Source organism: uncultured Pluralibacter sp. (genome assembly GCF_913775985.1).
Lineage (GTDB): Bacteria > Pseudomonadota > Gammaproteobacteria > Enterobacterales > Enterobacteriaceae > Pluralibacter.
Map to the genome: position 1 here is coordinate 1 of NZ_CAJYMB010000040.1, position 12,034 is coordinate 12,034.

Here is a 12,034-nt window from a genome sequence, read left to right on the forward strand (position 1 = left end):
TGCTGCATCAGCAGGTTGACCTCCGGCGTGACGCTGATACGCTCTCCCGCGCCGAGAGCCAGCATGACCGATTTCCAGCCGTAGCCCGCCAGGCTTGTTTCCAGCCGTGAAATAAAGGTCGCCCGCAGGCTGCAGCGCAGATCCAGTCCCTCGGCGCGCACGATCCGTCCGGTGAGCGGAAGATGCGACGACAGGGCGTAGCGCTGGCGATCAAACAGCCCTTCGTTGAGCTGGCCGTGGACCGCACGCGCTTTCAGCAGCATCTGCCAGCGCTGCCCGGCGCAGGCCTTATCGGGTAAGCTCTGTCCATAAAAGGCGATGCCTGGTGGTGGAAACAAGCGCTCTCCGCCCACGCGAATTATCTGTCCGAAATGGCGCTCGCCGCCGTCGCTGGCGGTGAGGACAACCTCCGCCTGCAGCGCGCGTCCCGGCAGCGTTATAGCCGGCAGCACCTCCTGCCACGCGGCAAGCACGCCCCAGCAGAACATCAGCGCGGTAATGCCCACTGGCTGCAGCGCCGGCAGCCTGAAGCAGACAACAGCGCTGCTGATGATAACGAGGCCAATAAACTTCACCGGCGGCAGTTCAGGCAGCAAAAGCAGCGGAGCAATACCGAGGATGGTGCAAAGCGCAAACGTGGGTAGCTGCATAGATCCTCCCTGTTGCGCCAGTATCCTTTTTGCGCTGAAAATTACCTGCTGCGGTTTCTTAACCTGCGGTAAAGGTTCAGGGATAACTACGGATTTGCAGCGGCGTTCAGCGCTGCGGGAAGCAGGATCGGGCTTTTCGAGACAGGCGTCCTGCTTGCAAATGGCTGTGCGAGATAGCGCGTCAGGGGATCAGGAATGCATTGATGAGGTCAGGCTGCAGGAAGGAGGTGCATTCAGAAATAGCAACGAGGGGGAGCACCTCTACCATACGGTGAGAAATGAAAAAAGCACCCGCAGGTGCTTTTTCAACGCGATCCAGTTGGCGGCGGTACCGCAGCAACTCAATCGTAAATATTGGCGCGATCGCGCAGCTCTTTGCCGGGCTTGAAGTGGGGAACGTATTTACCTTCCAGCTCCACTTTATCGCCGGTTTTCGGATTACGTCCGACGCGCGGCGCGCGGTAATGCAGGGAGAAGCTACCGAAACCGCGGATTTCAATGCGCTCACCTTCAGCAAGCGTAGAGGCCATATGCTCCAGCATCTCTTTTACCGCATCTTCTACCGCTTTAGCCGGGATGTGCGATTGCTGGGTGGCAAGCCTTTCAATGAGCTCTGACTTGGTCATGATTCCTCCGGTTTCCTTCAGGAAAAGATAAGCGCTCAGCTTGAACAAGGGTGGCAAAAGCCACCCTTTGTGATTGATTACAGGACGGATCCTGCAATCTGTCAAGTTTGTCTGTTATCTCCCGAACCGCAGCCCGGGAGATACATGACACTTGCTATTACTCGCCTTTAGCCGCTTTGAAAGCTTCAGCCATTGCGTTAGAGAAGTTGCCTTCTTCCTGTTTGTTGTTAACAGTCGCAATTGCGTCTTTCTCATCAGCTTCGTCTTTAGCACGAACAGACAGGCTGATAGCGCGGTTCTTACGGTCAACGCCGGTGAATTTAGCTTCAACGTCGTCGCCTACGCTCAGAACCAGGGTCGCGTCTTCAACGCGGTCACGGGATGCTTCAGAAGCACGCAGGTAACCTTCAACACCGTCGGCCAGTTCTACGGTTGCGCCTTTCGCGTCAACTGCAGTCACTTTACCGTTAACGATAGCGCCTTTCTTGTTCAGCGCAACCCAGTTGTTGAACGGGTCTTCTGCCAGCTGCTTAACGCCCAGGGAGATACGCTCGCGCTCTGCGTCAACCTGCAGAACAACAGCAGCGATTTCGTCGCCTTTTTTGTATTCACGTACTGCTTCTTCGCCTGCAACGTTCCAGGAGATGTCAGACAGGTGAACCAGGCCGTCGATGCCGCCGTCCAGGCCGATGAAGATACCGAAGTCAGTGATAGACTTGATTTTACCTTCAACACGGTCGCCCTTGTTGTGGGTTTCCGCGAACTGCTGCCACGGGTTAGCTTTGCACTGCTTCAGGCCCAGGGAGATACGACGACGTTCTTCGTCGATATCCAGAACCATAACTTCCACTACGTCGCCAACGTTAACAACTTTGGACGGGTGGATGTTTTTGTTGGTCCAGTCCATTTCGGAAACGTGAACCAGGCCTTCAACGCCTTCTTCGATTTCAACGAAGCAGCCGTAGTCGGTCAGGTTGGTCACGCGACCGGTCAGGCGGGTACCTTCCGGGTAACGCTTAGCGATAGCAACCCACGGATCTTCGCCCAGCTGTTTCAGGCCAAGGGATACACGGGTACGTTCGCGGTCGAACTTCAGCACTTTAACAGTGATTTCGTCGCCCACGTTGACGATTTCGCTCGGATGCTTAACGCGTTTCCAGGCCATGTCAGTGATGTGCAGCAGGCCGTCAACGCCACCCAGATCAACGAATGCACCGTAGTCAGTGAGGTTCTTAACGATACCTTTAACTTCCATGCCTTCCTGGAGGTTTTCCAGCAGCTGATCGCGCTCTGCGCTGTTTTCGGATTCGATAACGGCACGGCGAGAAACAACAACGTTGTTGCGTTTCTGATCGAGTTTAATAACTTTAAACTCGAGTTCTTTGCCTTCGAGGTGCAGAGTATCGCGAACCGGACGCACGTCTACCAGGGAACCCGGCAGGAACGCACGAATACCGTTCAGCTCAACAGTGAAGCCACCTTTGACTTTGCCGTTGATAACACCGGTAACAGTTTCAGCATCTTCGTAAGCTTTTTCCAGCGTGATCCAGGCTTCGTGACGCTTCGCTTTCTCACGGGACAGCAGGGTTTCGCCGAAGCCGTCTTCTACTGCATCCAGAGCAACGTCAACTTCGTCGCCCACCTGGATTTCCAGTTCGCCAGCTGCGTTTTTGAACTGCTCTGCAGGGATTGCAGATTCAGATTTCAGGCCTGCATCAACCAGAACGATGTCTTTGTCGATAGCAACAACGATACCGCGAACGATGGAACCCGGACGGGTTTCGATTTCTTTCAGTGATTCTTCAAACAGTTGAGCAAAAGATTCAGTCATGTTTAATCTTCAAAAGTTAGATTAACGTCCACCTGACGTCATGTCGGATGGGGTTGTTTTACATACCCGCTCACACTCCGTTGCAGCGGGGGTACTACAAATCAAATTCGGAGGCTGCGCACCTGAATTCAGACCGCAGCCAGTTTTTGGCGGGCGTATTGTAACGCTTTTTCAATCACTTGCTCAATGCTTAATCGTGTGGAATCCAGCACTAAAGCATCGGCAGCAGGAACCAACGGCGCCACCGCACGGTTGCGGTCACGATCGTCACGTTCTTTGATCTCGGCCAAAAGGCGTTCAAAGTTAACACTAAAGCCCTTCTCCTGCAACTGCAGCATGCGGCGCTGGGCGCGCTCTTCCGAAGAGGCGTCGAGGAAGATTTTCACCGGCGCATCCGGGAAAACCACGGTGCCCATATCGCGGCCGTCGGCAATCAGGCCGGGCGCTTCGCGAAAGGCGCGCTGGCGGCGCAGGAGCGCTTCGCGCACCCGGGGGAACGCGGCCACCTGCGAGGCGGCGCTGGCCACCTCCTGAGTGCGGATTTCGCTGCTGACATCTTCCCCTTCGAGAATGACTTCCAGATTGCCGTCCGAGGAGACAAAACGCACGTCAAGATGTGCGGCCAGCGGCACCAGCGCATCTTCGGAGCCCACATCAACATGATGATGTAACGCCGCCAGGGCCAGCACGCGATAGATCGCGCCCGAATCCAGCAGGTGCCACTGCAGCGCTTCCGCCATCGCCTTGCACAACGTGCCTTTACCCGCGCCGCTTGGCCCATCAATGGTGATTACCGGAGCAATTGCCATCATCTGTTCTCCTTCTTTTCAGACGTCAGTGACATAAACGCCGGGCATTATACGCACCAACGCGCTTAACCGATAACGTTGGTTTACAAAAGCGTGTAACAGAAGGTGAGTTTAGGATAAATAGCCGAAAAGAGGATGCCGGCCCGCAGGCCGGCGAAAGCCGTTACGCCAGCGTGCTGATGCGGGCGAGCTGATCGAAGTAGTCGGGGAAAGTTTTAGCCGTACATTTAGGATCGAGAATGGTCACCGGCGTATCCGAGAGCGCCACCAGCGAGAAACACATCGCCATGCGGTGATCGTTATAGGTGCCAATCTGCGCGGAGGTCAGATGCGCGGGCGGCGTGATACGGATGTAATCTTCGCCCTCTTCCACTTCCGCGCCTACTTTGCGCAGCTCCGTCGCCATGGCAAACAGGCGGTCGGTTTCTTTCACCCGCCAGTTATAGATATTGCGCAGCGTGGTGGTGCCTTTGGCAAACAGCGCAGCGGTCGCGATGGTCATTGCCGCATCGGGAATATGGTTCATGTCCATATCGACGGCGTTCAGCTCCCCGCGGGTGCAGGCAATAAAATCGTCGCCCCAGGTCACGGTGGCGCCCATCTTTTCCAGCACGTCGGCAAAGCGGATGTCGCCCTGCATGCTGCCGCGGCCAATGCCGGTCACTCTCACCGTGCCGCCGCGGATAGCGCCCGCAGCCAGGAAGTAAGACGCTGAGGATGCATCCCCTTCGACCAGATAAGCGCCCGGGGAAACGTACTGCTGGCCGCCCTTCACCACAAAACGCTGATAGTTCTGATTCTCGACGTTCACGCCGAAGGTGCGCATCATATTCAGGGTGATATCAATGTAGGGCTTTGACACCAGCTCGCCCTTGATGCTGATAACTGTATCGTTGGGCGCCAGCGGCGCGGTCATCAGCAGCGCGGTCAAAAACTGGCTGGAGACGCTGCCGTCCACGCTCACCTCGCCGCCGCTAAATCCGCCCAGCAGGCGCAGCGGCGGGTAGTTTTCCTGCTCCAGATATTCAACTTTCGCTCCGCCCTGACGCAGCGCGTCCACCAGATGACCAATAGGACGCTCTTTCATGCGCGGCTCGCCGGTCAGCACGATATCGCCGTGCCCGAGGCACAGCGCCGCCGCCAGCGGGCGCATTGCCGTCCCGGCATTGCCGAGAAACAGCTCCAGCGCACCATCGGCTTCGAGCGGCCCGCCGCGGCCCGTCACTTCACACTGGGTGCGGTCGGCGGACAGTGAGTAGTCAACGCCCAGCGCGCTCAGGGCATTGAGCATGTGGCGCACGTCGTCGCTGTCGAGCAGGTTGGTGAGCCGGGTCGTGCCCTGCGCCAGAGCCGCCAGCAGCAGCGCGCGGTTGGAGACGCTCTTTGAGCCCGGCAGGTTGATGGTGCCGTCTACCCGCGCAATGGGTTGTAAGGTCAGGGATTCCATGTAAATAAACTCTCAGATGGCAAAAAATAAAAATCCCCGCAGCTGGACTGCGGGGATAGAGCAAATAACGATTAGCCGCGGCGGCGCTCGAAGTCCTGCATAAAGTCGGTCAGTGCCTGCACGCCCGCCAGCGGCATCGCGTTATAAATTGAGGCGCGCATGCCGCCCACTACCCGGTGGCCCTTCAGGGCGTGCAGCCCGGCGGCAAAAGACTCTTCGAGGAACAGCTTATCCAGGGCGCTGTCTGCGAGCTGGAACGGCACGTTCATCCGCGAGCGGTTGGCACTCGCCACGTCGTTGCGGTAGAAATCGCTGCCGTCGATAACGCCGTACAGCAGGTCCGCTTTTTGCTGATTCACTTTGTCCATCGCCGCCACGCCGCCGCTGGCCTTCAGCCATTTGAAGACCAGACCAGCCAGGTACCAGGCAAAGGTCGGCGGGGTGTTAAACATGGAATCGTTATCGTTGAGCACGGTGTAGTTGAGAATTGACGGGCAGGTCTGGCGGGCTTTGCCCAGCAGATCTTCACGCACAATTACCAGCGTTAGCCCCGCCGGACCGATATTTTTCTGCGCGCCTGCGTAGATAAGGCCAAAGCGGCTGACGTCGATAGGTGAAGACAGAATAGTGGACGAGAAATCGGCGGTCACCACCACATCATTGCCGAAATCCGGCGTCTCGTGAATAGCGAGGCCGTCAATGGTCTCGTTCGGGCAGTAGTGCAGATAAGTAGCATTATCAGAAAGCTGCCAGTCGCGCATCGGTATCGCCGCGCGCTTGCCATCAACGGTCACTTTGGCGTCGATAACGTGCGGGGTGCAGTAATTTTTGGCTTCTTTTACCGCGCTGGCGGCCCAGTAGCCGGCGTCAACATAGTCGGCAGTGCTGTTTTCACCGAGCAGGTTCAGCGGGATCGCGGAGAACTGACCGCGGCCGCCGCCGTGGCAAAACAGCACTTTGTAATTGGACGGAATATTCATCAGATCGCGCAGATCCTGCTCTGCCGCTTCGGCAACCTGAATAAACTCTTTCCCGCGGTGGCTTATCTCCATTACCGACGTGCCAAGACCATTCCAGTCGCGAAGCTCCTGCTGGGCCTGTTTAAGCACATCCACCGGAAGCATTGCCGGGCCAGAACTAAAATTATAAACCTGAGCCATTTCCCCTCACCACGCTGACTTATTGGTTATATGCCTTCTGGCATAAGTTATTTCTCTGGTTATCGGTTTTACCATTCAGTGACCCCGCTCGCAATCGCTAATCCCGGGCGGCTAAAAAATGAGACGGGATTCACACAAAACAATCTGCCGCGCCGGGTGAGCGTTGCCGACATTTTCGCTGCCGCCCGGCGGGTTTTAGCCACCTGTCCCGACTCTGATAGTGATTTTCACAGCGCGGTGTCCATTTTTAACTGATGCTCAATAAGTGCACAGGGTTAACCGCCCTGAGTGGATCCTGCGGCACCTTTATTTTGGCAGCGGCCCCCTGAACGATAGCGCCTGTAAGGCAAAAGCCGTATCATTGCGCGCTTTCCGTACGACAAAAGTGACCGTCATGACTCAAACCTTTATTCCCGGCAAAGATGCCGCGCTGGAAGACTCTATCGCCCGCTTTCAGCAAAAGTTGCAGGACCTCGGCTTTCATATTGAAGAAGCGTCCTGGCTGAACCCGGTGCCGAATGTCTGGTCGGTACATATTCGCGATAAAGAGTGCGCCCTGTGCTTCACCAACGGCAAAGGCGCCACCAAAAAAGCGGCCCTGGCTTCCGCGCTGGGCGAGTATTTCGAGCGTCTCTCCACCAACTACTTTTTCGCCGACTTCTGGCTGGGCAACACCATCGCCAACGGCCCGTTTGTGCACTATCCCAACGAGAAGTGGTTCCCGCTGCCGGACGACAACGAGGTGCCGGAAGGCCTGCTCGATACCCGCCTGCGCGCCTTCTACGATCCTGACGATCAGCTCACCGGCAGCCTGCTGGTGGATCTCCAGTCCGGCAACGAGGAGCGCGGCGTCTGCGGCCTGCCGTTCACCCGCCAGTCCGATGGCGAAACGGTCTATATTCCGATGAACATCGTCGGCAACCTGTATGTTTCCAACGGCATGTCCGCGGGCAATACCGCTAACGAAGCGCGGGTTCAGGGCCTGTCGGAAGTGTTCGAGCGCCACATTAAAAACCGCATTATCGCGGAAAGCATCTCTCTGCCGGAGATCCCGGCGGATGTGATGGCGCGTTACCCGGGCGTGGTGGAGTCGATTGCCAAACTGGAAGCGGAAGGCTTCCCGATTTTCGCCTACGACGGTTCGCTGGGCGGCAAATACCCGGTGATTTGCGTCGTGCTGTTCAACCCGGCTAACGGCACCTGCTTCGCCTCGTTTGGCGCACACCCGGATTTCGGCGTGGCGCTGGAGCGCACGGTAACCGAGCTGCTGCAGGGCCGCGGCCTGAAGGATCTGGATGTCTTTACGCCGCCGACCTTCGATGACGAAGAAGTGGCGGAACACGCCAATCTCGAAACTCACTTTATCGACTCCAGCGGCCTTATCTCCTGGGATATGTTCAAGCAGGACGCCGACTACCCGTTCGCGGACTGGAACTTCTCCGGCACCACCGAAGAAGAGTTCGCCACCCTGATGGCAATCTTCCAGGCGGAAGATAAAGAGGTGTACATCGCCGACTACGAGCACCTCGGCGTGTATGCCTGCCGCATCCTGGTGCCGGGCATGTCCGACATCTATCCGGCAGAAGATCTGTGGCTGGCGAACAACAACATGGGCAGCCACCTGCGCTCCACTATTCTCTCCCTGCCGGAAAGCGCGTGGGAGAAAGAGGATTATCTGGCGCTGATTGAGCAGATGGATGATGAGGGGCTGGACGACTTCACCCGCGTGCGCGAGCTGCTGGGAATGGCCACCGGGAAAGACAACGGCTGGTACACCCTGCGCGTCGGCGAGCTTAAAGCGATGCTGGCCCTCGCCGGCGGCGATATGGAGCAGGCGCTGATCTGGACCGAGTGGACGATGGAATTTAACGCCTCGGTATTCAGCCCGGAACGCGCGAACTACTACCGCTGCCTGCAAACCCTGCTGCTGCTTTCTCAGGAAGAGGAGCGCCAGCCGCTGCAGTATCTGAATGCCTTTGTGCGCATGTACGGCGCCGAAGCCGTCGAGGCCGCCAGCGCCGCACTCAGCGGCGAAGCGCCCTTCTACGGTCTGCAGGCGGTTGATGGCGACCTGAACGCCTTCCCGGCACATCAGGCGCTGCTCAATGCCTATGAAAAACTGCAGCGCGCGAAAGCGAGCTTCTGGAACAAAGCGCAGTAAAACAACAAAGAAAAATATGGCGAAATTCATCGTCTGAGTTATATTACGGGGCCCAATTTAGGGCCCCGATTTTATTTCACAATAATTTAATTTAAGTTGTAATTATTGGGTTAACTGCGGGTAAATAATAAAACTAATAAGCGATCTTGAATGTTAATTTCAAACATCGATTAATCATTAATGGTTAACGTTTTGAGGGATAAACACAAAATAAATCAACTCTGCGTGTAAACTTTAAAATTTATTTTTATAAATATATTCAATAAGTTACTCCTCTTTCGCTTAAAAACCATGCGATTTGAGGGCCTATAAGCCCGGCGAGATATGATCTATATCAAATTCTCATCTATAATGCTTTGTTAGTATCTTATCGCCGACTAAATAAAGAGAGAGTTAGTGTGAAAGCTGACAACCCTTTTGATCTTTTGCTCCCTGCTGCGATGGCCAAAGTTGCCGAAGAAGCAGGTGTCTATAAAGCAACGAAACATCCGCTCAAAACCTTCTTTTTGGCTATTACCGCGGGTGCCTTCATCTCAATCGCTTTTGTTTTCTATATCACCGTGACAACCGGAACAGCCACCATGCCGTTCGGGATTGCTAAACTTATCGGTGGTATCTGCTTCTCGCTAGGCCTGATCCTTTGTGTCATCTGCGGTGCAGACCTCTTTACCTCCACCGTACTGATCGTCGTCGCTAAAGCAAGCGGGCGCATCAGCTGGGGCCAGCTGGCGAAGAACTGGATAAATGTCTACGTTGCTAACCTGATTGGTGCCCTGCTTTTTGTGCTGCTGATGTGGCTTTCCGGGGAATATATGGCGGCGAACGGCGGCTGGGGACTCAACGTTCTGCAAACCGCCGATCATAAAATGCATCACTCGTTTATTGAAGCTGTATGCTTAGGTATCCTTGCGAACCTGATGGTTTGCCTGGCGGTGTGGATGAGTTATTCCGGCCGCAGCCTGATGGATAAGGCAATGATTATGGTGCTCCCCGTGGCGATGTTCGTCGCCAGCGGCTTTGAGCACAGCATCGCCAACATGTTCATGATCCCAATGGGTATCGTGATCCGTAATTTCGCAACCCCGGAGTTCTGGCACGCAGTCAGTTCTTCCGCGGATAGTTTCTCTCACCTGACCGTGATGAATTTCATCACTGATAATCTGATACCGGTGACCATCGGTAACATTATCGGCGGTGGTCTTTTAGTCGGGTTGACATACTGGGTAATTTACCTGCGTGACAGCGACCAGCACTAACGGTTACTTCAGGCAGTAAATAAAAAATCCACATAAGAAGGTAGGTGTTAAATGTCCGATCTTAATGAAAAGTTAGCTACAGCCTGGGAAGGTTTTGCCAAAGGTGACTGGCAGAACGAAGTCAACGTCCGTGACTTCATCCAGAAAAACTACACTCCGTATGAGGGTGACGAATCTTTCCTGGCTGGCGCAACTGATGCGACCACCGCGCTGTGGGACAGCGTCATGGAAGGCGTTAAACTGGAAAACCGCACTCACGCGCCGGTTGACTTTGACACCGCTGTAGTTTCTACCATCACTGCTCACGATGCGGGTTACATCAACAAATCTCTTGAGAAAATTGTTGGTCTGCAGACTGAAGCACCGCTGAAGCGTGCTCTGATTCCGTTCGGCGGCATCAAAATGATCGAAAACTCCTGCAAAGCGTACGATCGCGTGCTGGATGCCGATGTTAAAAAAATCTTTACCGACTACCGTAAAACCCACAACCAGGGCGTGTTCGACGTTTATACTCCGGACATCCTGCGCTGCCGTAAATCTGGCGTCCTGACCGGTCTGCCGGATGCGTACGGTCGCGGTCGTATCATCGGTGACTACCGTCGTATCGCCGTTTACGGTATCGACTACCTGATGAAAGACAAATTCGCCCAGTTCAGCTCTCTGCAGGCCGATCTGGAAAATGGTGAAACGCTGGAAGCAACGATTCGCCTGCGTGAAGAAATCGCTGAACAGCACCGCGCGCTGGGTCAGATCAAAGAAATGGCAGCAAAATACGGCTGCGATATCTCCGGTCCGGCAACCAACGCTCAGGAAGCTATCCAGTGGACCTACTTCGGTTACCTGGCTGCCGTTAAGTCTCAGAACGGCGCGGCAATGTCCTTCGGTCGTACCTCCAGCTTCCTGGATATCTACATCGAACGCGATCTGAAAGCCGGTAAAATCACCGAGCAAGAAGCACAGGAAATGATTGACCACCTGGTCATGAAACTGCGTATGGTTCGCTTCCTGCGTACTCCTGAGTATGATGAACTGTTCTCCGGTGACCCGATTTGGGCAACTGAATCCGTCGGTGGTATGGGCGTTGACGGCCGTACTCTGGTTACCAAAAACAGCTTCCGCTTCCTGAACACCCTGTACACCATGGGCCCGTCTCCGGAACCGAACATCACTATCCTGTGGTCTGAAAAACTGCCGCTGAGCTTCAAAAAATACGCAGCGAAAGTGTCCATCGATACCTCTTCTCTGCAGTATGAGAATGACGATCTGATGCGTCCTGACTTCAACAACGATGACTACGCTATCGCATGCTGCGTAAGCCCGATGGTTGTTGGTAAGCAGATGCAGTTCTTCGGCGCTCGCGCTAACCTCGCGAAAACCATGCTGTATGCCATCAACGGCGGCGTTGATGAAAAACTGAAAATGCAGGTTGGCCCGAAATCTGAGCCGATCAAAGGCGACGTTCTGGAATTCAATGAAGTTATGGACCGTATGGACCACTTCATGGACTGGCTGGCTAAGCAGTATGTCACCGCGCTGAACGTTATCCACTACATGCACGACAAGTACAGCTACGAAGCCTCTCTGATGGCGCTGCACGACCGTGACGTTATCCGTACTATGGCGTGCGGTATCGCTGGTCTGTCTGTTGCGGCTGACTCCCTGTCTGCTATCAAATACGCGAAAGTTAAACCGATTCGTGACGAAGACGGTCTGGCTATCGACTTTGAAATCGAAGGCGAATACCCGCAGTTTGGTAACAACGACGCGCGCGTTGATGACATGGCCGTTGACCTGGTTGAACGTTTCATGAAGAAAATTCAGAAACTGCACACCTACCGCAACGCTATCCCGACCCAGTCTGTTCTGACCATCACCTCTAACGTGGTGTACGGTAAGAAAACCGGTAACACTCCGGATGGTCGTCGCGCAGGCGCGCCGTTTGGACCGGGCGCTAACCCGATGCACGGCCGTGACCAGAAAGGTGCTGTTGCCTCTCTGACTTCCGTTGCTAAACTGCCGTTTGCCTACGCTAAAGATGGTATCTCTTACACCTTCTCTATCGTGCCGAACGCGCTGGGTAAAGACGACGAAGTG

At 55.1% G+C, this 12,034-nt stretch carries 8 protein-coding genes and 1 pseudogene; 3 read left to right on the forward strand and 6 right to left on the reverse strand.

Going from position 1 to position 12,034, the window contains the following annotated elements; all coding sequences use genetic code 11:
- From QZ766_RS05375 to serC, 6 genes and pseudogenes are all read right to left on the reverse strand, one after another.
- Positions 1-650 (reverse strand): annotated as a pseudogene (locus QZ766_RS05375) (ComEC family protein); the annotation flags it as partial.
- Between the two features lie 341 nt (positions 651-991).
- Positions 992-1,276, reverse strand: coding sequence for an integration host factor subunit beta (ihfB, locus tag QZ766_RS05380; RefSeq protein WP_297198362.1), 285 nt, complete (start codon positions 1,274-1,276; stop codon positions 992-994).
- A gap of 157 nt (positions 1,277-1,433) precedes the next feature.
- Positions 1,434-3,107 carry a 30S ribosomal protein S1 gene (gene rpsA, locus QZ766_RS05385; RefSeq protein WP_297198365.1) on the reverse strand — a complete coding sequence of 558 codons (1,674 nt, stop codon included), beginning with the start codon at positions 3,105-3,107 and terminating at the stop codon, positions 1,434-1,436.
- Positions 3,108-3,235: 128 nt separating this feature from the next.
- The gene (gene cmk / locus QZ766_RS05390; RefSeq protein ID WP_297198368.1) at positions 3,236-3,919 is read right to left on the reverse strand and encodes a (d)CMP kinase; all 684 of its coding nucleotides are present in this window, start codon (positions 3,917-3,919) and stop codon (positions 3,236-3,238) included.
- A 160-nt stretch (positions 3,920-4,079) separates the two neighbouring features.
- Positions 4,080-5,363: a 3-phosphoshikimate 1-carboxyvinyltransferase gene (gene aroA / locus QZ766_RS05395; RefSeq protein ID WP_297198371.1), complete on the reverse strand. Its 1,284-nt coding sequence runs from the start codon at positions 5,361-5,363 to the stop codon at positions 4,080-4,082.
- 71 nt (positions 5,364-5,434) lie between these two features.
- Positions 5,435-6,523 (reverse strand): 3-phosphoserine/phosphohydroxythreonine transaminase, encoded by a 1,089-nt coding sequence (gene serC / locus QZ766_RS05400; protein ID WP_297198373.1) that lies wholly within the window; start codon positions 6,521-6,523, stop codon positions 5,435-5,437.
- Positions 6,524-6,917: 394 nt separating this feature from the next.
- Here serC and ycaO point away from each other — a divergent pair, with 394 nt between their 5' ends.
- From ycaO to pflB, 3 genes are all read left to right on the forward strand, one after another.
- Positions 6,918-8,684, forward strand: a complete 1,767-nt coding sequence (ycaO, locus tag QZ766_RS05405) for a 30S ribosomal protein S12 methylthiotransferase accessory factor YcaO (RefSeq protein ID WP_297198376.1) — start codon at positions 6,918-6,920, stop codon at positions 8,682-8,684.
- A gap of 398 nt (positions 8,685-9,082) precedes the next feature.
- On the forward strand, positions 9,083-9,940 hold the full coding sequence (gene focA / locus QZ766_RS05410; RefSeq protein WP_297198378.1) for a formate transporter FocA: 858 nt from the start codon (positions 9,083-9,085) through the stop codon (positions 9,938-9,940).
- 51 nt (positions 9,941-9,991) lie between these two features.
- Positions 9,992-12,034, forward strand: a 2,043-nt coding sequence (pflB, locus tag QZ766_RS05415; RefSeq protein WP_297198381.1) for a formate C-acetyltransferase, incomplete at its 3' end; no start/stop codon positions are given.

Bases quoted from the DNA above. Each gene is read 5' to 3' on its own strand.
- ihfB (WP_297198362.1), bottom strand. From the start codon at position 1,276: ATGACCAAGTCAGAGCTCATTGAAAGGCTTGCCACCCAGCAATCGCAC.
- rpsA (WP_297198365.1), bottom strand. From the start codon at position 3,107: ATGACTGAATCTTTTGCTCAACTGTTTGAAGAATCACTGAAAGAAATC.
- cmk (WP_297198368.1), bottom strand. From the start codon at position 3,919: ATGATGGCAATTGCTCCGGTAATCACCATTGATGGGCCAAGCGGCGCG.
- aroA (WP_297198371.1), bottom strand. From the start codon at position 5,363: ATGGAATCCCTGACCTTACAACCCATTGCGCGGGTAGACGGCACCATC.
- serC (WP_297198373.1), bottom strand. From the start codon at position 6,523: ATGGCTCAGGTTTATAATTTTAGTTCTGGCCCGGCAATGCTTCCGGTG.
- ycaO (WP_297198376.1), top strand. From the start codon at position 6,918: ATGACTCAAACCTTTATTCCCGGCAAAGATGCCGCGCTGGAAGACTCT.